The following is a 25,398-nucleotide window of genomic DNA, read 5'->3' on the forward strand; positions in this document are numbered from 1 at the left end:
AGAGTACAGTATCATTTATTAAGATGATGCATTTACCATAATCAAGCAGGAACCCGCTAACAAGTCGCGCAAAGTCGAACTCTGTATTCTCAACAAACCATAGTACTACTCCAATAAAATCACTATGCACACTATTCCAATTTTTTTCGGTACATAAATTTATTCATTGACGGCCTGTGCTGATTATCAAGCACTTAATGCCTCAATCATAAAATGAATGTACTTAAGCCATCACCACCTTAGAATGGAATAAACTATTCTATAAATTGCAGCCATTCATTTAAAAAATTCTGTTTTAACTACTCCTTATCCCTTTTGGATAGAACGATTACTTCGTCACGAATCCATTTTATCAAGGCCCGAAACAAAGCCATCCACCGTCCTCAGCCGAAGTGGAACGAAGCGAAAGCCCAACATGGGCAGAAAGTCCATAACCCGCTTCCTGCATTAAACCAGTTTTATTATTTACTGGATGCAAGAAATATACCGAACTGCTTAAACTATAGATTGACCAAGCGAAGGTCTATGCTGTAAGCACGGCTGTTCCATTAAAAATATGACGTCTTTCCGAGCGTAGCGAGGAATCTCCTGCAAATTGGCACAATCTGAATTAATGCATTAATTATCATTGGACGTTACATTACGTGAAGAGGATTCTCACGTACACAAAGATCATGCTCCTGAAAATAGGACGATGGTTCGGCATATTATTTTGAACAGGTTACAAAATACCAAAAAAAATTTAAGGATATGAGCATTAGGCGCCTGCAGAAAAAGGCTGGCTGGGGAGACTCAACTCTTGATATGATTTTAATGGCCGCATTGTAATGGAATCGTGCAACCTTGCAGGAGATTCCTCGCTACGCTCGGAAAGACGTCATATTTTTAATGGGACAGCCGTGATGCTGTAAGCAATTAATCTACGATTTCCGAAAACTACCTGTATAATCCATTCATCGTTCTACACAACAAAGGATTCACTCTTGAATCACGAAAATCAAACTCCCTATGAGCAACTAAATCCAGATATGATTTGGGACGCGATAGAAAGCACTGGCTGCAAGTGCACAGGAAGCCTCCTCGCCCTTAACAGTTACGAAAACCGTGTTTATCAAATCGGTATCGAAAATGCAGAACCTCTCATAGTGAAGTTTTACAGACCACATCGCTGGAGCTCAGAAGCGATTTTAGAAGAACATCAATTCGCACTGGAGTTAGCTCAGCATGAAATTCCCGTTATTGCACCCCTGCTGATAAACAATAAAACACTCCACTATTATGATGAATTCAGATTTGCGCTTTTCCCAAGGCGCGGAGGCCGCCCTCTTGAGCTAGACAATGATGAACACCTGGAATGGATGGGGCGTTTTATAGGACGCTTGCATGGTGTTAGTGCCTGCAAGTCGTTTCAGCATCGCATCCAACTGCAAACCCGAAATTATGGCCATGAGCCTTATGAGTTTCTCATAAAAAACCACTTTATTCCGGAGTACATGTCATCTAATTATTGCAGAACTGTCGAAACAGCCTTACAAAAAATCGATCAGATAATGAGCTCAATTGGCCCAATAGAGCTAATTCGCTTACACGGTGATTGTCATGCTGGCAACGTATTATGGAACGAATCAGGCCCTCATATTGTTGACCTGGACGATTGCCTCATGGGGCCTGCGGTTCAGGATATTTGGATGTTACTTTCAGGTGATCAAAAACAAATGGAGGTGCAACTGACGAAAATACTGGAAGGATATTATGAGTTTTATGACTTTAATCCACGGGAACGCCATTTAATCGAAGTGTTGCGTACACTGCGCATGCTGCATTATTCCGGATGGTTAGCAAAACGCTGGACTGATCCAGCATTCCCGCAAAGTTTCCCATGGTTTAATACTCCTGTGTATTGGCAAAATCAGTTGATGAATCTGAATGAGCAGATTGAACTACTTGAACAAATTGAATGTTAACAATACAAGAAAATAAATATGCATTGGTATTCAATACGAATTAGATATAATAATTCAATTGCTTTGGTTTCGCCTGCTTTGATAGATGATCAATAGCCTATATAATTGCCCAAACCAATTCCTATCCATGTTTGGGTGAAGGATCAACCGAGTTATAAGGAATACCCATGTTTCGATCAGCATTAATAACTGCGCTAATCACCTTTAGCGTCATCACTCAAGCAGCCCTTCCTGCCGATCCAATTCAGCGCTGTCTGGATGTCAGGCGATTCGCGGACTTCACCACAAGGCAGAAAATGGCCGCGAAAGAGCCTGGGGTGATGCGTTTCAGATTTCACAAAGTTTCAGCCTCTGAATTGCCATTAAATAATCCTGTTGGATCGATGAATGAAGTAATTGCCGCCTTAAAAAATCAAATTGAAAACTGTAATAAAAGCCGTGGTGAATTTCAAAGCCTCACCATAGCCGGCCGCAAATTGACGCGCCAGGAATGGTGTCATAAAACTAATACCAAAATGCTTGCTCTTGCAAAAGCAGCTCGTGGGAATTTTCAAAAATATTTATCCAGCATTAAAACAGAGTTTGACTGGTATAAAAGCGATGGGTGGCCTGAAAATCATGCGGGATTCAAGAAAGGTGAATTTCAATTTACGGCTTATTACGCTCCAGCGGCTATAGAGGCTCGAACTCAACGCGGCGGTGCGTTTTTATATCCTATCTATAGGAACCCCGGTGTTGTTAATGCGTCTTTAGAATGCAAAAAAATTCATTGCAAAGCTCCTCTTTGCGGAGTTGACCCTCTGACTAAGATGCCGCGCGGATTTTGCATGAAAAATGCCGATGGCACCTACTCCATAGCACCAGACCGAAGCGAAATTGATCACGGAGCATTAAATCCCAAATACATCATTGGTTATGTTAAAGATCCCAATGATCCTTCTTTCTTAATGGTTGAAGGCTCCGGCTCATTAATATTGGATGGGCAATTATTTCATCTTAATTACGATGGCTTTAATGGCAGACCACGGACCATGCTGGGTCGAATAGTTCAATGCGCCCAAGATCCAACCTGTGGTGGGAATTTGGATAACATTGAACGTTGTTCCAAAGATCCTAAATGTCATGATGAAGCAAAACTACGCTGTAATGTATCTCAAAAAATCAGGCAAAGCGCTGCATCTGAGAAACAAATACGACAATACCTTGATTCGTTAGACACCACTACAGCCGCAAATCTTCGCAATCGAGATCAAAGTTTCGTATTTTTTGCCAAAGAAGATGGTGGACCGTATGGCTCCGAAAACATTACGTTGACACCCCATGCATCCTGCGCAACAGATCACAAGGTAATACCTGTGGGCATGAGCTTTATCTATAATTGCAAAAAAGCTACTTCATGGTGTGTTGCTCAAGACACAGGCGGAGCCATTGTAGGCGCTCACGTTGACTGCTACAAAGGTGAGGGAGATCAAGCTGGCATCGAAGCAAATAATCTCAATCACACGGGCGAATTATTTGTTGCTCTACCAAAGCATTAGGGTTTATTGACATTTCATCTATTTACCCCTGCTTCCTGCGCTTTCCCCCTACTTCCCGCGCTTTATGCGCGTGATCTAAGACTTCAATGCCACATTCATGGATCCCGCGGTCATCGCCGCGGGATTTCGATTGAGACGTGAGCATTTTTTAGGAACTGTAGCCTGGTTGCTCGCAACTGAATCTTATACACATCTTCACAAACCAGTCCGGTTCTACTTTATGGATCCCGTGGTCTTCGCCGAGGGATTTCGAAATGCAGCATGTACTCACATATCATGCGAATTCCCGCGGCTGTGACCGCGGGATCCCATGTTTTAGCACAGCCATCCTGGTTCTGCGATCAAATCCGCTGGTCGTGGACAAGATATGATCAATAGACAGTTGCTCGCAACCAGGACCATGGTTTCTCAAGCTTCTAAATCGAAGCTTATAGTTTGTGCATAAAATCCTGGTTGCGAGCAACCAGGCTACAGTTCCTGGATCAACTATGTCTCAGTATCAGGTGGCTTCCGTTGTATAAATCCAGGCCGAATTCCTGCGGCGAAGACCGCGGGATCCAATACTTCAATGCCACATTCATGGATCCCGCGGTCATCGCGGCGGAATTTCGATTGAGATATGATCATTTTTTAATGGGTGAGATCGACCACAATACACCAAATCGTTCTGTTAGCAATTGCTCTATCCCCTGGAGTTTGTGTTACTCAGAATATTCTAGAGAAATGGTTCTAATAATATCTTCAATCGGCAATCCCATAACATTGTAATAAGAACCCTTTATTTCTTTCACAAATGCATTGTATACACTCTGAATACCATACGCCCCAGCTTTATCGAAAGGATCGCCTGTATTAATATAATCACGTATTTGTTGTTCAGAAAGGGGATGAAAAGTAATATGGGTTGTCACATAATCCACGTGCAAACGTTTCTCTGGAAGAAAAATCAGAGCATATCCAGTGTATACTTCGTGTGATTTGCCACTCAACATGCTCAACATTCTGTAGGCATCTTCGTAATCGCCTGGTTTTTCTAAAATGTGATTCTGATAAGATACAGTAGTATCTGCAGCCAAAATTAAATCAATAGAGTCGGTCGCAACCTGAGACAAAACAGTTTGAGCTTTTTCTTTTGCCAATCGGGTTACATAGGCTTTTGCATCTTCTCCTGCTTGTTGAATTTCTTCAATGTTAGCAGGTCTGACCATTGCAGCCAACCCATGCTCTTGCAAGATTTGCAATCGTCGTGGCGATGCACTGGCTAAAATAATTTTTAATTGGTTAACAGAGTTCATAAAACAAGTGATTTGCTAGTGTCTAGCGGAGGTATTATAGGCTGAGCTATAAAGCTCAGCCTTAATTAGTTCAGTGTATTACTTGGCTGCAGCAGCTTTCTTTTCTTTTTCTTTAGCAATTACTGCTTCAGCAACACTGGCTGGACATGGAGCATAGTGAGAAAACTCCATTGAGAATTGACCACGACCAGAAGTTAGTGTACGCAACGTACTGATGTAACCAAACATTTCTGATAAAGGAACATCAGCCTTGATACGAACACCAGCTGCACTGGGTTCTTGTCCAGATATCATACCGCGACGACGGTTCAAGTCACCAATCACGTTACCTACATCTTCCTCTGTACTGTACACATCAACCTTCATGATGGGCTCAAGCAACTGAGGAGCTGCTTTTGGAATGGATTGACGAAACGCACCTTTAGCAGCAATTTCAAAAGCGATTGCTGACGAGTCAACTGGATGGTAGGCACCATCGGTCAGGTTTACTGAAACATCCAAAACAGGGAAACCAGCTAAAGTACCTGCTCCCATCATTGAACGGAAGCCTTTTTCAATTGCAGGGAAAAATTCTTTAGGAACGTTACCACCCACAACAGACGTCACAAAAGTAAATCCAGTGTTTGGCTCACCTGGCTCAATAGTGTAATCAATTTTACCGTACTGACCGGCACCACCTGATTGTTTCTTGTGTGTGTAACTGTCCTGAATCGATTTGGTAATGGTTTCACGGTAAGCAACCTGTGGTTGACCTACGATTAACTCAACATCATAAGTACGTTTCAGAATATCCACCTTAATATCAAGGTGTAACTCACCCATACCACGAAGGATGGTTTCGCCTGAATCTTCATCTGTTTCAACTCGGAATGTTGGATCTTCCGCCACCATTTTACCGATAGCAATAGCCATTTTTTCAGTAGCGCCTTTATCTTTAGGCGTCACGGCAATTGAGATTACCGGTTCAGGAAATACCATTGCTTCAAGAGTGCACTCGTGATTCGGATCACAAAGAGTATGGCCGGTACGAACGTTTTTCATGCCTACAATAGCGATAATGTCGCCAGCTTCAGCATGTTGTAATTCGTTACGTTCATTTGCCTGCATTTCCACCATACGACCGATACGTTCTGTTTTACCAGTAAACGAGTTTAGGATGGTGTCCCCTTTATTCAATTTTCCTGAATAGATACGAACGAAGGTTAAAGCACCGAAACGGTCGTCCATGATTTTAAATGCCAAAGCACGGAATGGCTCATCAGGAGAAACAATAGCGAACTGGCCATTTGGCTCACCTTCAGCATTGGTCAAAGGCTGTGGATTAACTTCATGAGGTGCAGGCAAATAATCAACTACGGCATCCAATAACAGTTGCATCCCTTTATTCTTGAAGGCAGAACCGCAATAAGTCGGGAAGAAAGCTAATTCAAGAGTACCTTTACGAATGCAACGCTTGATGTCTTCAATTGAAGGCTCTTCTCCATCCAGGTAAGCCATCAATAAATCATCATCCATTTCCAGCGCTGTTTCGATCAATTGTGCCCGGTACGTTTCAACATCGTCAGCCATGTTAGCTGGAACATCGGTAACGGTGAAATTTTCTGGCTGACCGGATTCGTCCCAAACGTAAGCTTTACGAGTTAATAAGTCAACAACACCAACAAAGCTGTCTTCAAACCCAATAGGCAGAGTCATAATTAGAGGATTTGCCCCTAATACTTTTTTAATCTGCTCAGTGACTTTCAGGAAGTTAGCACCGATTCTGTCAAGTTTGTTTACGAAGATCAAACGAGATACTTTAGAGTTATTCGCATAACGCCAGTTGGTTTCTGACTGAGGCTCAACACCGCCAGAACCACAGAATACGCCGATACCGCCGTCGAGTACTTTCAATGAACGATAAACCTCAACAGTAAAGTCCACGTGTCCTGGGGTATCGATAACGTTGAAACGTGTACCTTTCCAGAAACAACTTACTGCTGCTGACTGGATAGTAATACCCCGCTCCGCTTCCTGCTCCATAAAATCGGTTGTTGATTGACCATCGTGAACTTCACCTATTTTGTGAATTCTGCCAGTGAGCTTTAAAATACGCTCGGTAGTAGTGGTCTTTCCGGCATCTACGTGAGCGAAGATACCAATGTTTCTATAAAGGTTTAAGTCAGTCATAGCGCTCTTATAATTTTAAATGGAATAAAAATAGTGGCACAGTATACAGTATATAATATGAATTTGCAGCAGTTCCGTGCATCGATATAAAGAAATTATTCTGAATCCAGACCCTCATCGGAAATTGCTCTGACAATCAGCAGAAACTCAGTTAAGTATGTGGGTAGTTAGGTTCAAATTACCAATTGACCTAATTTTATACTAGAATAATATTTATACAATCTAGAGATCAGGTGTGCTATGAAAAATCAAGATCCTGCGCTTGACTGTCCTAACCCAAGATTAATATCAGCCATATATTTTGGCTTACTGTCTGTGGTTGGTACTATTTTAATTAACGCCATGCTGACGTCTCTTGGAGTTAAACAAATCATTCCGATTTTTGAAGCCGTGATTTTAGGGATGGTTGTTGCTTCATGTACCGGAGCCTTAATGGGTGAACGAATTATTCACTGTCCTAAACCTTACAAAGCAAAGACCTTTCTGATCGGGTTTACCATGGTTATAGCCTCATTACCCATATTCGATCTGGGACTTTTATTGTTTATGATTAAAGAACAATCTAATTTGCTGCCTGTTGCACAAGTTTATAACATGATTCATTTCTATTTGTTTATCCTGGCCTACAGCTATATTATTTTTGGCATCCTACTGGCCATAGGGTCAGGATTTGCAGCTCTTTTTTTAAGGGGGCAATTGGTCTACGATATTCTAACTACCTATCTACCTCAAGAAAAAATATCTACATTGCCAGACTCACCATTAGAGAAAAGCAAAATTGAACATTCTGACCGGGTAAGTATTCGACATCGGTAAAATAGTGAACACGGAACATCGGTATTCCTGTATAAATATTCCCGTTATACCAATAAATTGAGACTCAATCCTCCATACTGCATGGAATATCCTGGTGAATCAATAAAGGCTGATGCTTGATGCGTATTGACATAATAAACGGTGAGAAACAGCGTTTTAAACAGCGGACCATTAATACCCATACCCCATTGATAGGTCGGACTGGAATTGGTTTCTGAATCTGGAAGATTTTTAATGTATTGTCTGCCGAAGCCTCCATCCAGATAATAGTGCCAGGTAGGTCCCAACTTTCTGCCTAACTTGACTAATACCTTTTTTTCCTGATATTGAGCTGGACTAAAATAATTACGTGATCGGAACTGATTGGTAAATCCTCTAGCTATTGCTGTTAATGTCAATCCTAAATCCGGATTAACAATAAAAGAAGGAGCAAGATAATAGCCATTTCGCTCATTTCTATCACTTATCCTCATATGAGAATAGGAACCATCAAAGGACAAATAAGGTAGCGGACTCAGAGCAAGGCTAGCTCCGTATAGTCTGTTGGTAATTCGATTAGCAAAGGCCGGAAACGTTTCCAGAACTTCCTTCTGAGCCAACCATCTTATATTGATGTAATCATTGGGAGTAAATAATAAGGAAGTATTCCACAAAAACGGAGACCAGGTATCATGTTGCCCAAAAGTACCATTACGGTACTCAGTAGGTTCAACCTTTCCATCTAAAATCAGATATCGGCCCGAGCGTATACTTTGGCCTACATAAAATCCTTTTGCATCCATCACTCTTAAACCATTCTGAGTGTATTTAATGTGTTCAGGCCCCAATACCGTTTGACTTTGTTGACTCCAATAATGTCTGTAATCCAGAGTTGTTTTGTTCTTGGTAAATGTTTCCGAATCCACTGACCTGTAGTAAGACGGGCTGATGACATTCGGCCAGGTAGCCAGGTTGGTTTGCCATTCCAAATCCCTGAGATCTCGACCCAGTCCTGATTTTAAATCAACCGTCGCTATTATCTCACGATTGTTATCCAGCGTTTTTTGGGTCAAATCAGACCAATCAGACCAGGAACTTGCCTGAGATGAAGCAATCACCATTTCAGGTGTTGTATATTCCTGTTTAGATGGAATCTGACTGTAAGCCAAGCGCGGCCTGTCATAGTAAGCAAGACTTTTAACCAATCCAGCCAAGGCTAGCTCATGTTGTTTTTTTGATAAATTATAAGTGAGTATTTTTTTATATAAATTTTTTGCCCTCACGTAACGAGCCATCCAGAATTGCATCTTCCCCATGCCAAACAATGCAATAATTTGATCTTTGGGTTTGCTGGAGCTATTGAACATCAACTGATAATAGTCGAATGCAAATTGAGGCTGATTCATCAGAGCCATACTTTCTGCGGCCAAGCGATATAAAAGAGGTGATTTTTCAGCGTCAAGATACCATTTAATCGACTCATACATATGCGGCCCATTATTTAACTCAAGATAATGTTCTGCCTTCTTGATTTGATCGCCGATCTTTAATTGATTCAATTGCTCTATAAATTCTTGTTCTTTTTGCTCTATGCCCGGTAGATTTTTAATAGAGGACAGTTTATCAAGGCGAAATAAATAGTGCTCTGCGGCTGTTCTATTATTTAAGGCAAGTTGCATTTTGATCATGCCCATTAACGCGATAGACTGATTCGTTGCCTTCTTGCTGATTGCATAGGCTTTTTGATAATAAACGAAGGATTGTTTGGGATTATCCATAATTGCCATACATTGACCAGCAATTATCAAGAGTTGAAATGACTCTTCTGAGCGTAAATAAGGATGGATGATACGAAAAGCTTCCTGGCCCTGATTTTTATCAATTAATTCACGCGCCTCTTGGATTAGAGCATCTTTTTTAAGTTCTTCAGCTTGTTTTAAGCCATTTTTTGCTTCAGAAGCATCCTGCTCATTCAGCGGCATAGACACGAGTTGTTGATATAACTTGATTGCGTCTTCATAATCCATCAACCAGAGTTGAGTACGAGCGACTTTAAACAGCGCTATCTTCTGAAGAAGATCATTTTTGAAGAACAGAGCTTTTCCATAGGCTTGTTTGTAAGCCTTGAGAGCTTCGACTGGCTTTTCCTTGTCAGCAAACTGATTCCCTGTTTTAATCAAACCGTCAATCAAGGTATTGATTTGATCCTGAGCGGTATCAAACCCTGATTTTGCAATAGAATAGTCTTCTTTATCCAATTTGAAGGACAGTAAGGTTTGATAGGTTTCATACGCTGTCTCATACTCTTTAAGCTGAGTTTGTAATTTACCTATTTTAAATAAAGCAACACGTTCGATAACAATATTATTGATTAATTTTCCATGGTACAGAGCAGATTTGTAACTATCCAATGCTTTCTGTAAATAACCCAATGCTGAATAGGTATCACCCAAGGTCAGTTCAATATTATAATTCTTTTGCTTTTGTTCGAGCTGTTCCAGAATGCTCAATGCCTCTGAAAATTTATTTTGATTATATAATTCCTTAGCCTTGGAGTATTCTTGCCAATAGTTATTACCCACAGTATCGGCATAAGAGCAATTCATAATGTAATGCGCCAGTAAAATTACAAGCAGCTTGCGAATCAACAATTCAATCTCCATATTCCTGGATCGGTAATCGACACAACAGGCTAATTAACCCTATTCTTTCTTGGTGCCCCATGTTTTTTTACGTCGCAATAATTCTGAAACATACCCGTAAATCACTGCCGGATTCATCAAAAATTGATAAAAAAGAACATAAAGCACAAATCCCAATATATTTTTCCTGACTTTAAAGTTACTTCGTTGAAATAAACTGCGTTGCCCTACATAAAAAATTAAATTACTTAATATTCCCAAGGGTAAAACTGCAAGAGTCATAGGACCAGCAATATAAAAATACCCGAAAAATGCGGCAATTACACCTGGAACAAATACGAAAAGAAATACATTATCAAATAATATAAAAAATAAATTCCAGTATACATAAAATGTCGAGAGACGAGGACGCAACAATATTCCCGGATATTGACGAAAGGCTTCAAACAAACCTCTTGCCCATCGACTTCGTTGAAAGAAAAACTGTTTGTATGTTTCCGGTACGTTAGTAAATGATATTGCCTCCTCCGCAAAATCAATTCTATAGCCTTTATTTAGCAAAGACCAGGTAAGCACAATATCCTCTCCGACAACTTCCGGCCACCCGTTTACTTCTTGCAAGGATGCTTTGGTATAAACAGAAAAACATCCCTGAGCAACCAAAGTGCCTTGGTAGAAACTTTGAGTACGTTTAATCACTGCAATTGCATGAAAATAATCCCATTCCTGAATACGAGTCATTAAAGTAGCACGGGAGTTTTTCACATAAACTGATCCTGCACATGCAACGGTTCCTTTGGGGCCGGTCAACAGTTTGGTCATGAGATTTTTAATTGCTGAAGACTGCAAATAGGTATCTGCATCAATGGTAATGACATAATCAGTCGTTACATGCGGAAATGCAAAATTCAGTGCTGCAGCCTTACCTTTATGATTGGCTTCCAATATGCGCAAATTACCTAATTTCAGTATTTTTGCTTTTTCAACAGTTTTATCAACTGACCCATCGTCTATTAAAAAGATCTCGATTTTAGCTGGGTATTCCTGTTTTTTAATCGAGTTCAAAGTGAATTCGATAGAATGCTCTTCATTGTATGCGGCAATGAGAACCGATACAGCAGGATATTCATGTTTATAAATTTTGTTTTTACGTGAATCAGTTAAATAACTGGTCAATAAAAACATATACATAAAGCCAGGAATCAAGGCAATTGACAGAACAATGATTACCGAAGGGATAAATGTTACAAGACCTGCCAAATCATAGATCCACGTAATGGATAAATAAAAGCATAATAAAAACCACATTAAAGAAATAATGAGGTTGAATAAAAATTTTGTCCTAACGTTTATGTACATAAATCAGCCAGGGGGAGCATGTCTTAAATAGAAGGAATCAATAGGAGTCATATCTAAAAGCTTATAAAACTGTGCGACAAAAGTCCATTCAATAAATAGAAAATTGACTGCACTGGTCAAAAAAGAGTAACAATACCTGTGAGATGGATTAATAGTACTCAATACAGCAAAACTCAGGAATTCTTGATTTTGGCTTGTGGCAGACCGATTAGAAACTCATAAATTTTATCTGGAAGATCCGGGGCCTTATAGAAATATCCTTGAGCAAAATCGCATCCATGAGATACAACAAAATCTCTTTGGAACTCAGTTTCTATTCCTTCGGCTAATACCTGAATATTAAGACTATGGCCTAAGTTGATAATTGCTTTGGCGATAGCCGCATCATTAGGATTCGATGCCATTTCATTGATAAATGAACGATCAATCTTCAACTTATCGACCGGGAATTGTTTGAGATAAGATAAACTGGAATAGCCTGTACCAAAATCATCAATAACTAATTTGGTTCCCATGTCTTTTAAGGAGTACATGGTTTCAACCACAAGATCGATGTCCTCAATCAATAAACTTTCAGTTAATTCAAGCTCAAGATACTTTGCTTGTAATCCGCTGGATTTTAGAGCTCTGGAAACCATATCAGGCAAATTGGTTTGCCTGAACTGTCTTCCTGAGATATTAACCGCAATACTTAAATCCTTTAATCCCCTTGTTTGCCATTCCTTCATTTGCCTGCATGCTTCATGCATGGCCCATTCGCCCAACTCAAGAATTAACCCATTTTCTTCAGCCATGGGAATAAAATCAACTGGACTAACTAAACCTAAAATCTTGCTATGCCAACGCATTAACGCCTCAAAACCAATCACCTTGGATTGCTTTAAATCAATTAATGGCTGATAAACCAGGAACAATTCATTATTTTTTATAGCATCTCTCAATGCAGAATCTAATTGCATGTGATTAATAACGCGCCTGTTCATTTCAGGTTCATAAACGCGATAGGTATTTCTTCCACTGTCTTTTGCATGATACATGGACAAATCCGCACTCTTCATCAAGGACTCGTAATCTCCACCATCACGAGGATAATAACTAATCCCCAGGCTAGCAGTAATTTTTAAGCTGTGCTGATCGATTTGTATTGGCTTTTCAATGGAACGTAATATACCCTCAGCCATAATCTCAGCCTGCTGATATGAATCAATTTCTGAAAGTAAGATTACAAACTCATCACCACCAAGTCTGGCAACCGTATCAAAATCATCCGTTGCGATTAAGAGCCTGTTGGAGATGGCCTGCAATAATTTATCACCCATATTATGGCCCAAAGTATCATTGGTCATCTTGAATCGATCCAAATCTAAAAACATAAATGCCAGGATGGATTTTTTCTTTTTGGCAAGAAGTATGGCCTGATCAACCCGGTCCATTAATAAAACCCGGTTGGGCAAATGAGTCAGTGAATCATAGGTAGCTTGCATGACCAATTGATTTTCCATATCTCTGCGCTGGGTAATATCATTTAAAATACATACGTAATGTTTCACATTACCCAAAGAGTCTTTTACAGGAGCAACACTGATTTCACACCAGTAAACCGTCCCGTTTCTTTTAATGCTTTCCATCTCAACCATTTCTTCACGCAATTCCCTTATAGCCAGCTCAATCCTTTTATTATTAACCTCTTCCGAGTTAGAACCGAGTAAACTAACCAAACTTTTTCCTAAAGCTTGTTGTTCTGTATATTCCGTCGTTCGTTCAAAAGCGCGGTTGACATAAATTACTTTATTTTCATTTTTGGAAATATCGATAATTGCAATGCCATGTGTACTTGCTTCTATGGCTCGCTCGCGTATTCGTAATTCATCTTGCGCAAGACGTTTTTGAGTTACATCACGAAAACTGTACACCCTCCCAACAATCTGCGAGCCAACACGTTGAGGTTGAGTGAAGCGTTCGTATATTCGCCCGTCTTTGAATATTAATTCAGGTAATTCCCCCTGCCACTCCGGATTTTGGTAAAGATATTGAACGTCTGAAATTAACGATTGAGGATCAATTAACTGCTCCAATATATACTCAAAGCTCATGCTTTCCTTGCCGGATTCCAACATATAAGAAGGTATGCGCCACATTTCCACAAACTTTTGGTTCCAGTCAACTACAGCTCCATGACCATTGACCATCATGATTCCATCGGCAGTGGATTCCAAAGTGGCCCGCAGTAACGATAAGGATTTTTCAAGCTCGATATTTTTCTCAAGGATTTCATCAGTTTTAACGGAAATGTTCTCGGTCAAAGGAGATTTGCTTGAACGCTGAAATTCGGGTTGAGTGTGGTACCATTGCTCCAACAGATCGGATAAACCAGGATGATTACCCAATACTCCCAATTCGTCTCTGATATCTGTTACAGACGGCTCTTTGCCTCTTTTTTTTATTTTTTCTGCGGCAGCGGCAACTTTTTCGTAATTGATTTCTTGCCTACGCATGCATCCCTCACTAGAATGTCCTTCATGATGATTAACGGCATCTTCTGTATTTACTTTAGCAAATAAAGAACTAGAAGTACAGTTAATGAACAAATAAGTCTCATTACTCAGGAAGAATAATTAGTCTGAATTTTTTAAAAGGATTACATTAAAATGAAAAAAACTCACTTTGATACACGGGCAATTCATGCAGGTCAAGAACCTTGTCCAAGCACTGGTGCGGTAATGACGCCTATATATGCAACATCAACCTACAAACAAATTGCCCCGGGTGAGCATCTTGGTTATGAATATTCCCGTACAAAAAACCCGACCCGTTCCGCTTATGAGGCCTGTATCGCGAGTCTGGAATCAGGTCAATATGGATTTGCCTTTGGTTCAGGTATGGCAGCCATCAATACCGTGATCGATCTTCTCGATGCTGGAGATCATGTCATAGCAATGGATGATCTATACGGGGGTACGTTCAGATTATTTGATAAAGTAAAAACCCGCACTTCTCATTTATCTTTTTCCTTTATTGATATGACCAATCCGGCCACCATAGAGGCCGCTATTACCCCCAAAACCAAACTGCTATGGATAGAAACGCCTTCTAATCCCATGCTAAAATTAGCCAATTTACGTGATATAGCCGCCATAGCTAAAAAACATGGGCTGATCACTGTTGCCGACAATACATTTGCAACGCCCTGGATTCAACGGCCCATAGAATTGGGATTTGATATCGTTATTCATTCTGCAACAAAATACCTGAACGGTCATTCAGATGTGGTCAGTGGTGTTGTGGTTGTTGGAGATAATCCTGAATTAGCCGAGCGATTAGGATATTTGCAAAATTCCTGTGGAGGAATTGCGGGACCTTTTGACAGTTTTCTGGTTTTAAGAAGTTTAAAAACCTTATCCATTCGCATGGAGCGACACTGCAAAAATGCCAATGAACTGGCACAATGGCTAAGCAGTCATCAGAAAATCAAAAAGGTGATTTACCCTGGTTTAACAAGCCATCCACAGCATTCATTGGCTAAAGAGCAAATGCATGATTTTGGAGGTATGATCTCCATGGTAATCGATGGCAATCTGGAGCAAGCCAAAAGATTTTTAGGCCGTTGTGAACTCTTTACCCTGGCTGAAAGTCTTGGAGGAGTTGAGAGCTTGATAGAACATCCGGCCATTATGACGCATGCTTCCGTACCAGCCAATCAGCGTAAAGCCTTGGGTATCGACGATGGTTTGATTAGACTGTCTGTTGGAATTGAACATATAGACGATTTACGTGCTGATCTGGAATATGCCTTAAGTTAAAAACATCATTAAATATCAGGAGTAGTGATACATGCAAAAACCAAATAAATTTCAGGGGTACATTAAAGCAGTAATGGCAACCCTGCTTCTTATTTTTTCTACCACCTTTTGCTTTATCCCTATCCTGTTTATTGGACTATTTAAATTATTTCCCAATAAATCATGGCAAGCACTCTGCACTCGCTGTGTGGATGGCATTGCCACCTTTTGGTGCGGCATTAATAATTACTATGTCAATAATGTGCAAAAAATCAAATGGGACATAACCGGGTTAAATAACCTGAATCGGAAAGACTGGTATCTGGTTATTGCCAATCATCAAAGCTGGCTTGATATTGTCATTCTTCAACGCTTATTTAACAGAAAAATTCCCGTATTGAAATTTTTTATAAAAGATCAACTAAAATGGGTACCCTTGCTTGGATTTTCCTGGTGGGCAATGGGCTGCCCTTTTATGAAAAGATACAGCAAAGAATATCTGGCAAAAAAACCACACAAACAAGGTAAAGATGTAATCTCCACATTCAAAGCGATAGAAACATTTAAAAGAACTCCGGCATCGATTATGAATTTTGTTGAAGGAACTCGTTTTACTTTATCCAAGAAAGAACAACAACAATCACCTTATAATCATCTGCTCAAACCCAAAGCAGGTGGTATCAGTTTTATTATCAGTTCTATGGGATCGCAACTCACCAGCATTCTGGATGTAACCATAGTCTATTCAGAAAAAAATCACTCACTTTGGGATTTTCTTTGCAATCGAATAAAATCCATTAAAGTAAATATCAGACAGATTCCCATTCCAACTCAATTTACCTCTTTAAATCTCATTAATGACAAGGCAACTCAAGATGAATTTAAAGACTGGTTAAACAAGCAATGGGCTGAAAAAGATACTCTAATTGCCTCATTACAGGAATAACTTATGAACTCACTTCAAACTATAATTGAACAAGCATTTGAACATCGTCAAAACCTGTCCATGGATACCGCGTCACCCGAATTGATTGCGGCCATTGACGAAGTCCTTTCCTGTCTTGATAATGGACAATATCGAGTTGCCGAAAAAATTAATGATGAATGGATCGTTCATCAATGGATAAAAAAGGCAGTACTTTTATCATTTAAACTCTTCCCCAACCAAGTGATTGATTCCGGTTTTTGTCAGTTTTATGACAAAGTCCCTCTAAAATATACTGGCTATAGCAAGGAGCAATTTCAACAATCAGGAGTTCGAGTTGTGCCTCACGCCATGGTTCGGCGAGGAGCCTATATTGCAAAAAACTCAGTATTAATGCCCTCTTATGTGAATGTTGGTGCTTATATTGACGAAGGTGTTATGGTAGATACCTGGGCAACAGTTGGTTCCTGTGCCCAAATAGGCAAAAACGTTCATTTATCTGGTGGAGCTGGTATCGGTGGCGTTCTGGAACCGCTGCAAGCCAATCCAACCATTATTGAAGACAATTGTTTTATCGGGGCACGCTCGGAAGTGGTTGAAGGAGTCATTGTAGAACGAAACTCAGTCATATCAATGGGTGTGTTTCTAGGTCAAAGCACCAAAATATACAATCGCATGACGGGAAGCATTACCTATGGCAGAATTCCAGCGGGATCTGTTGTCGTTGCAGGAAATCTGCCAAGTGACGATGGCAGCCATAGCCTTTATTGTGCTGTTATTGTGAAGCAGGTCGACGAAAAAACACGCGCAAAAGTAAGTATCAATGAATTACTCAGAGCGAATTAAAATGAATGACATAAAAAACATCCTGGCTAAACTCATTAGTTTTCCGTCCATCACCCCCGAGGATGCGGGGTGCCAGGATTTTATGATCCAGTTCCTCAAAAATTTGGGATTTAATTGCCAAATAATGAATCAAGGGCCGGTAACTAATTTTTTTGCCTGTTATGGCTCTATCGGGCCTTTATTAGTCTTCGCAGGGCATACAGACGTAGTTCCGGTTGGCGAGATCACAAAATGGGGCTCAGATCCATTTGAACTGCAGGCTAAAGGCGATATGCTTTACGGCCGTGGAGTTGCTGATATGAAAGGTAGTTTGGCCAGCATGCTAGTCATGGCTGAACGATTTATCAAAACCTATCCTTCATTTCCGGGAAGGTTAGGTTTTTTGATAACCAGCGGCGAAGAAGGTGATGATTTTGATTTTGGAACTCCTTATGTTATGGAGCAATTACAAAAACAGGACATCCATATTGATTATTGTATTGTAGGTGAGCCATCCAGTACCAGCCGGGTAGGTGATGTAATCAAAATCGGCAGACGAGGTTCATTGAGTGCGAAAATCAGCTTGCATGGTAAACAAGGTCATGTGGCGTATCCTCATTTAGCAGATAATCCAATTCATAGAATTAGCCCGGTTCTTGCTGAATTAACCTCTATTCAGTGGGATAATGGCAACGCCTTTTTTCCACCTACGTCCATGCAGATTACCCACATTCAATCAGGAGGCCAGGCGAATAACATTATACCTGGAGAGTTGAATCTGCATCTTAATTTCAGATACTCTACGGAACAAACAGACCACTCATTAATAGAAAAGGTAATGAGTACATTCAATCACTATGATCTGGCTCCAATTGTAGAATGGCGACTCAATGGGGAACCGTTCCTGACGGATAAGGGCGAGCTTCTTGAAAGTTGCAAACAGGCTATTACCAAAATTACCGGATTAACTCCAGATTTATCGACCAACGGCGGCACTTCAGATGGTCGTTTCATTGCTCCTTACGGGATTGAGGTCATCGAACTGGGTCCATGCAATGCAACGATACACCAGGTCAATGAATGTGTTTCACTAAAGGATCTTCAATTATTGGAGGCCATGTATTTTTCGATTTGCGAGCAACTGATACTTGGTTAGCATCGATTCATTAGCATGCAGGTGAATATTGTACTGCAAATCATAAAAAACCTGTCCTGGAACATATGACTTTAATCCCGTAGTGGGTTCTGCCAATACGGGATTAAGCTGTTTGGCACATCCTCTGATAATGTCTTTTCCTAACCCAGCTCAAGCTCCAGAGAGGATTGCTTTTTAGGGTTCAATTTTAATTCTTCGTCAGCTACCGCTTTATCATTAACTACTTTAGTGACACAGGCATCAGACCAGACGTTTAAAGACGTTTCCAGCATATCTATCATGGCATAGAACGGTAAAATAACGCCCATTAAGGTAATAGGAACATTCATGCTGGATAATAAACTGATGCTAAGAAAAAAGCAGCCCATTGGAACTCCCGCATTTCCTATAGCAGCGATTGTTGAAACCAGAATCCACAAACCCATAGCAGGATAAGAGATTGGCATTCCATGACTTTGCATCAAATAAATCACTGTAGCAAATATAAACGCAGCACAACCATTCATGTTAATGCTGGTGCATAAAGGCAAAACAAAACGGCTGATTTTCGGTTTGACCTGCAAATTGGTTTCAATCGTATTCATGGTTATCGGCAAGGTTCCTACCGATGATTTAGAGAAAAAAGCAACGGATAATGCGGGTATCATTGCACGCATCGAGGCAAAGGGTTTAATCCCATTCATTTTCAGCCACAGAGGTAGAATAATAAATCCCTGAATCAAATTAGCCAGTACGATAATCAATAAATACTGGCCTATACCTTTAATGTCCATTCCCGAGCGCAACTGCACTACCGTGGAGGTAATAAATCCAAACAGCCCCAGAGGAATCAGCGTAATAATCCAACGAGTCATGACTAAAAACATGCCATGAGCACCGCGGAAAAATTGGGAAATGGTTTCCCTTGGACCATCTTCTGGAATTTGACGTATGGCAAATCCAATAACAATACTCAGTAATAAAACCCCCATGACTTGCTGCTCAAGGAATGGAGATAATAAATTAGTAGGAATGATATTTGCCAAATAACCCAGATATCCCAGATTATTCATTGAATTTGAAGCAGTTTCCTGCAAATTGACCTGTACAGTATTGGGATTAATGATGATATAAAGCAAGCAGCTAATGGTTGCGGCAACCAATGTAGTCAAGAACGTGTATTTAATGGTTCGTTGCCAAATTCGTTTCATCACCGCATCAGTTTTATAATTAGCCAAGGTGACAATGATTGAGAGCGAAATAATGGGTAAACTTATGCACTTGAATATTTTTATGAACAATTCAGAAATAAGCAGTCCCAATCCCTTTAATATAGCAATATCAGACAGACCACTTAGAATTCCCAAACCAATCATGAGTACATAGATTAAAGGAGTGGTTAAAAATTTTTTTTTGCTTTGTTGATGTGCTGCACACATATTTAAATCCTTAATTCTTAGAATAAAAAACAAGAGAAACCAGAGATTTAACAGCAGCAACAGCAATACAGTAACTTGATGTCTGAGTGAGATAAAAGGCGGGTAAAATGTAGCGGTTGAATTGACATAAACACCATTACCTTGGTAAAAATTTGAACATATCGTGTATATTCTAACATAATGTGAGTATACGTCAATACTATACATTAAAAATAGGCCCTGTACATGACAAAAAAACCTGTCTTGCCCGCGCAGGCGGGCAACCACTCATCAAAATAAACCGATGCCAAAAAGCCAGTCGGGATTATTTTTCTCCACGATTAAACTATCCTTCAACTCGCTGATCCACTCCATATCACCTCCTTTTGGCGTTCGAGATGATATGATTTTTAGTGTATGTCAGCGAGTTATCTCAATGTACTGTAGTGCCAAAATGCCAAATAGTTGCCCGCCTGCGCGGGCAAGACAGGTTTTTTGGTCATGTACAGAGAAAAGTAGGCAAAATAATACCAGGGCGTGTTTACAATTCAACTCCGCAGACTACAGGCCGTCAAACGAGCCTCGCCGTTTTCGAAAGCGCCGACCAGGGATTAGGGAAGATGAACAAGACTCAGCATTGATATTCTCGAGTTGATTAAACAACCCTATCTTCTCACATCCCGAATAAATTACTAAAAATCGACCAGTTCGATACTGTTTATTTGTTGCTTGAAACGCATGATGCGTCTGAATGCGTCGTCTATACGTTTAAGTTCTATCGTATTGTTTTGCACTAATTGTTCAATGCAATCGATAACCTCGGTTGCCGTAATACTGCCTAGTTGATTTGCAAATATCATCATATCTGCACCTGCATTAATTGTAAGGGCAAGTGACTCTTCCAGGGTATAATGTTTTGAAATGGCCTGCATTTGTAAATCATCACTGATTATAACGCCATCATATGCCATAGTCTCTCTTAAAAGGCCAGTTAAAACTTCATGAGACAGGGTTGCTGGAAGCCCTTGACTGTCCAATTTCTTGTTAACCACATGCGCAGTCATCACCATAACCGGTTTATCACTGTCTCTTAACAAATGGCGATAGGGTACTAATTCATCAAAGTGAAAGGTATCAGTAACATCGACAAATCCTTCATGCGTGTCACCAACAGCACTTCCGTGTCCAGGAAAATGTTTATAGCAACACCCTATTCCATAACGGCTGAACACGCTAACAAATTGTCTGGCCGCCTGTGCTACGGCATCAGGATTATTTGAAAAACTACGGCCTAATCTTCCTATAATACCTTGTTGCTCATTTAAATTTAAATCGACCACTGGAGCAAAATTAAGGTTAAAACCCAGAGATTTTAATGTAGATGCCATTTGCCCTGCTTCTTCATTAAAATCATTTGGTGACAATTTTGCCAAATCGCAAGGTCTCATTGTCGTCATGCATCCATCAATTTTTGCCAATCGATCAACAACGCCACCCTCATAATCCAGAGCGATGAGCAATGATGGCGCCTCGTCGTTTATGTACAACGGTGCAGGGCAATGATTTAACTGATGGATCAAATGTTTGATTTGAGTCTTGCTCTTTAGATTTTTACCGTAGGTATTAGTAGCGAGGTCTTTATCAAATAACAAAACACCGCCAAGGCCATCATTGGATAACCATTGAGCTATAGGGCTATGCTCATGCAGTTCACATCCATTAAACCCCATAATCAACATTTGTCCAATTTTATTTCTAAGAGTAATCATTTGCTTGCCTCATCCTAACTGATGGACGAAATAATACACAAAGATGTGATGCAAGGCTATGTGTTACCCTTAGAAGGTTTAAAAAACACATGTTTTGCTTCTACTACCCTGTTTAGGGTTCAGGAATGGAACCAAAATCACACTTACAATTTCCTTTCGCATCCGGTGGTAAAGGAACCTGTGAAAAATCTGCAGTAAAACACACCGGGATAGTCCAGGCTATATGTTCTGGATTACTGGTACGAGGTAAAGTCCAGCTTTTCAGTGCGGGATAAGATTTACCCACCTCACTTTGCCAAAAAACAGGGGCATATCGAGAATAATAGAGTAAACGCTGGCCAGCAGTACAAGCAAACTCAGTACGCCCCCAGGATTTTCCCTTTGGTACAGTTATAGTGAATAATTTAGTATTATTAGTTGCATCAAAAACATCTACTGATACGTCATAATTTGTCCAACAATTGTCCTTAGCCAAGGTATAGTAGCAAGTAAAAGACCATATTGAACTGCTAAAAGAAATCAGCCAGGAAAGAGCTAATAGTCGAATTATCATGATAAGACCCTGCCGAGAACCTGATCGATGAATATATATTCAGTATATACAACTCGTGATAAAAATGTATTGTGTTCCTTATAGAGCACGAAAAAAAACAGTATCCTGAGTGAGTGTTCAAAAATACTTGCCCTGCCCCTACTGCGGAGGTTTGGGTTCAGGAATAGATCTAAAATCACACTTGCAATTGCCCTTGGCATCCGGCGGTAAAGGAACCTGTGAAAAATCAGCAGGAAAACAAACGGGAATAGTCCAGGCAAGATCCCCTGGATTTATTTTACCTGGTAAAGTCCAATTTCTTAGGGCTGGATATGTTTTGCCTTTTTCACTTTGCCAAAAAACGGGAGAATATCGAGAATAATAAAGTAAACTTTGAGCAGGAGTGCATGAAAACTCTACCCGTCCCCAGGATTTTCCTTTTGGGACAGTAAGGCTAAATACTTTATTTGTATTTGATGCATCAATGACGTCTACAGACACATCATAATTAGTCCAGCAGTTGTCCTTAACCAAGGTATAATAACACGTGAAGGACCAGATAGGTTGACAGAACACTATTATCCCAAATAGAGCAAAAATACGAACTATCATCATAATAAGACCGTTATTGGAAGCTGAGCTATGAGTAATATAATCAGTATATACAATTCGTCGCAAAATGGTATGAAGAAGTTACGAAGATACGGTGTTCCACAATTAAGAATGAGTTGAACTCCCTTTCAACTCGCGGTCACTTTAATCTACTACACCCTAAATCAGGGACAGAAACAACAACTGTCTTCATAATCTTCGTCTTGCTGAGATTCAGCGTGCATTTCCGGTCTCATAGCCTGTCCAAGTGCAATAAAACCAAAACCAACAGCCAATACTGTAGCAGCCAAAGCCCAACCTGCCAAAATTGCAGCCCCTACCGCTGGTACTCCGAGAGCGACAGATAAACCTACCGCAATGATTGAAGTAATTGGAGAAACTATAAGTAAAGGAAGAGGATCAAACCTTGGTCCCCAAAACATTGTTCCCAATATATATCCTGTTAAAAAGCTATTATGATGTTTTTCTGCATATGCAAGAAGGACTAGATCAATTGAAATAGTACCGACTGCCGCCATAATCAATAAACCGGCTCCGCCCCCGTACATTAAGCCTTTACCTATAATTAAACTGAAGTCAGCAACTCCTTTTTGCATGGCATTCTCTAAAGACATAATAAATTCCTCATCCAGTAAAAAATAACGCAAAATACATCATATTTAAACCATAATCAATAAATTTTAATCAAATTCAGTGTGTCCATATACCCTACAATTACTTAATACCCTCCTGATAGGGTCATAAAAAATCTTATCTAATGAGTAAAAAGCTCTCTTTCTTAATTAAATTACAGCTCATTTCACATATAGTCTTGCATTTATTTTCTGACAAGTATAAGCTTGGCCGGTTGGAGAGGTGGCCGAGTGGTTGAAGGCGCACGCCTGGAAAGTGTGTATACGGCAACGTATCGAGGGTTCGAATCCCTCTCTCTCCGCCAAAATTATGTCTCACCCCCGTGCACTGTAAAATAAGCTTCAAAAAATAAGCTTCGCTTTCTGAATGAACTAATTTAATCAGGGATATGACAGATGAAAATGAAATTACAAATAAGCGCATTAGGAATTTTATTATCAGTCAACGTATTCGCAGATGGATACTACCCCGAATTAACATCACAAGATCAACCATGGACCATCACAGCGAGTGTAGGCAATGGAAGATATCAGGACATATACTCTAAAGATGGAAAATCTGTCATGGGGCGTCTTGCGCTAGGAAATGAACTGATGCTTTCTGGAGATTTTGCTCTCGGACTTGAATTAGGTATACAAAACGGCCATCAGATGCGTCTTAATATTCCCAATGAGACATTAGCGGTTCTGGAATGGCTTCCTGTTAAAACAACACTTGGCCCCATGCTTGATTTATTACTTACTACTAAAAGTGATCCTTTATTTGGTAGCTCCTTCTTTGCTCAGTTAAAAGGCGGTGTTGCTTACCGCTATTGGCAAATGGAACATCGGCCAATTAAAGAAAAATCACAACTGGCAGGAGAATTCCAAGCGGGAATTGGTTATCCAATTACAGCTTTAGCCAGTTTAAATGTCTTATACCAGGGGGTATACGGTAACGATCCCAAACCCAAAATTTATACGGCTACAAAAACTGCAAGAATATCTAATATACCTATTTTGCACGCGGTACTTTTAGGCCTGACGGTGAACCTTTAAATTAAATGCTCCCAATTCTCTGAATTTGCTATCGATTACAGGATATCAGTTCAATATTGCTCATCTTTATTTTCCACAAAATGCACTCAAATCGATATAAAAGACTATAATTTAATCTTCAAGGGTGAATATAAACGCTATAAATCGAGTGCAGTATCGAAATTGGAATGATGAATTCAATGGAGTAGTACCATGAAAGAAAAACATTATGCCTATAAGATTAATCAATCCCCTTCAGATCTGATTTGTGCTCATGCTGAAATTGAAGAAGATAAAATGTTGGACTTGCTAATTGAAATTCAGAATGATCATACAGAAGGTATCTTCTGGATATTTAAACAATTTGGAGATTTACCCAAAGAACCCTTGAGCATTATCGATTGTACTCATAACAGAATTTACTATCATTACTCTGGAGAAGTTGAACAATTGAAAGATGTAATAAAAAAATTAACTCATTAACTGGTGGCTTACAGCGCAAACATAGTATTGTCCCTCAAATTATAATAAAGCTTTAAAGACGTTAACTCAGGTCAACACATTATATTTGGATGAGCATATTAATTAAATTACGCTCTATCAATGAATAACATGCACCACGAAATTCCCGCAACAATTCCTTTGAGTTTTTTTTGGTATAATTTAAATTTAATACTAGGCTCTGTGAACAAATTTGATTAATTACTTGAAAAATAGGCAGCTGGCGTAGCCTGGGAGCAGGCCCAAAGGGCCGTATCCCAGGGTTTCTTTTAAGTTGTAAATGGATTATTGCCATAAAATTAATTAAAAAGATTGGTCTAAGTGAGTTTGGAGAGTAAATGAGTGGTGAACTTAAGCTGGCATAACAATGAAAACCTGGGATACGGCCCTTTGGGCCTACTCCCAGGCTTGTATCTTTAAATTGTAAGCAAGAAAGCTTAATCTCAAGGGCACTTGGGATGGGAGAAGAGATCTTGAATCCAGGCAAGGCA

Annotated in this window: 19 protein-coding genes and 1 tRNA gene; 10 read left to right on the forward strand and 10 right to left on the reverse strand. The window is 39.9% G+C overall.

Translation table 11 applies throughout. From position 1 onward, the window contains the following. The first annotated feature begins 983 nt into the window (after positions 1-983). Both ELY21_RS11390 and ELY21_RS11395 read left to right on the forward strand, forming a co-directional pair. A complete protein-coding gene (locus ELY21_RS11390; RefSeq protein ID WP_127109609.1) occupies positions 984-1,964 on the forward strand; it encodes a serine/threonine protein kinase in 981 nt (326 codons plus the stop codon). A 167-nt stretch (positions 1,965-2,131) separates the two neighbouring features. Further along, positions 2,132-3,502, forward strand: a complete 1,371-nt coding sequence (locus ELY21_RS11395; protein ID WP_127109611.1) for an MltA domain-containing protein — start codon at positions 2,132-2,134, stop codon at positions 3,500-3,502. A 701-nt stretch (positions 3,503-4,203) separates the two neighbouring features. Here ELY21_RS11395 and ELY21_RS11400 read toward each other — a convergent pair. Both ELY21_RS11400 and fusA read right to left on the reverse strand, forming a co-directional pair. Further along, complete coding sequence (locus ELY21_RS11400; RefSeq protein ID WP_127109613.1) at positions 4,204-4,797, reverse strand: nucleoside triphosphate pyrophosphatase; 594 nt, start codon at positions 4,795-4,797, stop codon at positions 4,204-4,206. A gap of 78 nt (positions 4,798-4,875) precedes the next feature. Next, positions 4,876-6,966 carry an elongation factor G gene (gene fusA, locus ELY21_RS11405; protein ID WP_127109615.1) on the reverse strand — a complete coding sequence of 697 codons (2,091 nt, stop codon included), beginning with the start codon at positions 6,964-6,966 and terminating at the stop codon, positions 4,876-4,878. A gap of 240 nt (positions 6,967-7,206) precedes the next feature. Here fusA and ELY21_RS11410 point away from each other — a divergent pair, with 240 nt between their 5' ends. Continuing rightward, positions 7,207-7,782 (forward strand): hypothetical protein, encoded by a 576-nt coding sequence (locus ELY21_RS11410; RefSeq protein ID WP_199741702.1) that lies wholly within the window; start codon positions 7,207-7,209, stop codon positions 7,780-7,782. A gap of 44 nt (positions 7,783-7,826) precedes the next feature. Here ELY21_RS11410 and ELY21_RS11415 read toward each other — a convergent pair whose 3' ends face one another. From ELY21_RS11415 to ELY21_RS11425, 3 genes are all read right to left on the reverse strand, one after another. Further along, positions 7,827-10,412 (reverse strand): tetratricopeptide repeat protein, encoded by a 2,586-nt coding sequence (locus ELY21_RS11415; protein ID WP_127109617.1) that lies wholly within the window; start codon positions 10,410-10,412, stop codon positions 7,827-7,829. 51 nt (positions 10,413-10,463) lie between these two features. Next, complete coding sequence (locus ELY21_RS11420) at positions 10,464-11,762, reverse strand: glycosyltransferase family 2 protein (RefSeq protein ID WP_127109619.1); 1,299 nt, start codon at positions 11,760-11,762, stop codon at positions 10,464-10,466. Positions 11,763-11,935: 173 nt separating this feature from the next. Next, positions 11,936-14,257 (reverse strand): bifunctional diguanylate cyclase/phosphodiesterase, encoded by a 2,322-nt coding sequence (locus tag ELY21_RS11425; protein WP_127109621.1) that lies wholly within the window; start codon positions 14,255-14,257, stop codon positions 11,936-11,938. Positions 14,258-14,410: 153 nt separating this feature from the next. Between ELY21_RS11425 and ELY21_RS11430 the strand changes: the two genes are divergently transcribed. The 4 genes from ELY21_RS11430 to dapE are packed head-to-tail and all read left to right on the forward strand — an operon-like array spanning position 14,411 to position 18,447. Further along, entirely contained in the window at positions 14,411-15,562 is a 1,152-nt protein-coding gene (locus tag ELY21_RS11430) for a PLP-dependent aspartate aminotransferase family protein (RefSeq protein WP_127109623.1), read from the forward strand. A 31-nt stretch (positions 15,563-15,593) separates the two neighbouring features. Continuing rightward, entirely contained in the window at positions 15,594-16,487 is an 894-nt protein-coding gene (locus ELY21_RS11435; RefSeq protein WP_127109625.1) for an acyltransferase, read from the forward strand. A 3-nt stretch (positions 16,488-16,490) separates the two neighbouring features. Then, positions 16,491-17,312 carry a 2,3,4,5-tetrahydropyridine-2,6-dicarboxylate N-succinyltransferase gene (dapD, locus tag ELY21_RS11440; RefSeq protein ID WP_127109627.1) on the forward strand — a complete coding sequence of 274 codons (822 nt, stop codon included), beginning with the start codon at positions 16,491-16,493 and terminating at the stop codon, positions 17,310-17,312. A gap of 1 nt (position 17,313) precedes the next feature. Beyond that, a complete protein-coding gene (gene dapE / locus ELY21_RS11445; protein WP_127109629.1) occupies positions 17,314-18,447 on the forward strand; it encodes a succinyl-diaminopimelate desuccinylase in 1,134 nt (377 codons plus the stop codon). 140 nt (positions 18,448-18,587) lie between these two features. Here dapE and ELY21_RS11450 read toward each other — a convergent pair whose 3' ends face one another. From ELY21_RS11450 to ELY21_RS11470, 5 genes are all read right to left on the reverse strand, one after another. Continuing rightward, positions 18,588-19,865 (reverse strand): dicarboxylate/amino acid:cation symporter, encoded by a 1,278-nt coding sequence (locus tag ELY21_RS11450; RefSeq protein WP_127109631.1) that lies wholly within the window; start codon positions 19,863-19,865, stop codon positions 18,588-18,590. 671 nt (positions 19,866-20,536) lie between these two features. Beyond that, positions 20,537-21,613 (reverse strand): glycoside hydrolase family 3 protein, encoded by a 1,077-nt coding sequence (locus ELY21_RS11455; RefSeq protein ID WP_127109633.1) that lies wholly within the window; start codon positions 21,611-21,613, stop codon positions 20,537-20,539. Between the two features lie 112 nt (positions 21,614-21,725). Beyond that, complete coding sequence (locus tag ELY21_RS11460; protein WP_127109635.1) at positions 21,726-22,166, reverse strand: hypothetical protein; 441 nt, start codon at positions 22,164-22,166, stop codon at positions 21,726-21,728. A gap of 138 nt (positions 22,167-22,304) precedes the next feature. Beyond that, complete coding sequence (locus ELY21_RS11465) at positions 22,305-22,757, reverse strand: hypothetical protein (protein WP_127109645.1); 453 nt, start codon at positions 22,755-22,757, stop codon at positions 22,305-22,307. 164 nt (positions 22,758-22,921) lie between these two features. After that, on the reverse strand, positions 22,922-23,371 hold the full coding sequence (locus tag ELY21_RS11470) for a hypothetical protein (protein WP_127109637.1): 450 nt from the start codon (positions 23,369-23,371) through the stop codon (positions 22,922-22,924). A gap of 235 nt (positions 23,372-23,606) precedes the next feature. Between ELY21_RS11470 and ELY21_RS11475 the strand changes: the two genes are divergently transcribed. From ELY21_RS11475 to ELY21_RS11485, 3 genes are all read left to right on the forward strand, one after another. Continuing rightward, a tRNA-Ser gene (locus tag ELY21_RS11475) sits at positions 23,607-23,694 on the forward strand. 91 nt (positions 23,695-23,785) lie between these two features. Beyond that, positions 23,786-24,427 (forward strand): hypothetical protein, encoded by a 642-nt coding sequence (locus tag ELY21_RS11480; RefSeq protein WP_127109639.1) that lies wholly within the window; start codon positions 23,786-23,788, stop codon positions 24,425-24,427. A gap of 192 nt (positions 24,428-24,619) precedes the next feature. Beyond that, positions 24,620-24,889, forward strand: a complete 270-nt coding sequence (locus tag ELY21_RS11485) for a hypothetical protein (RefSeq protein WP_028385177.1) — start codon at positions 24,620-24,622, stop codon at positions 24,887-24,889. Positions 24,890-25,398: the final 509 nt, after the last annotated feature.

This window comes from Legionella sp. km535 (genome assembly GCF_003990085.1).
Lineage (GTDB): Bacteria > Pseudomonadota > Gammaproteobacteria > Legionellales > Legionellaceae > Legionella > Legionella moravica.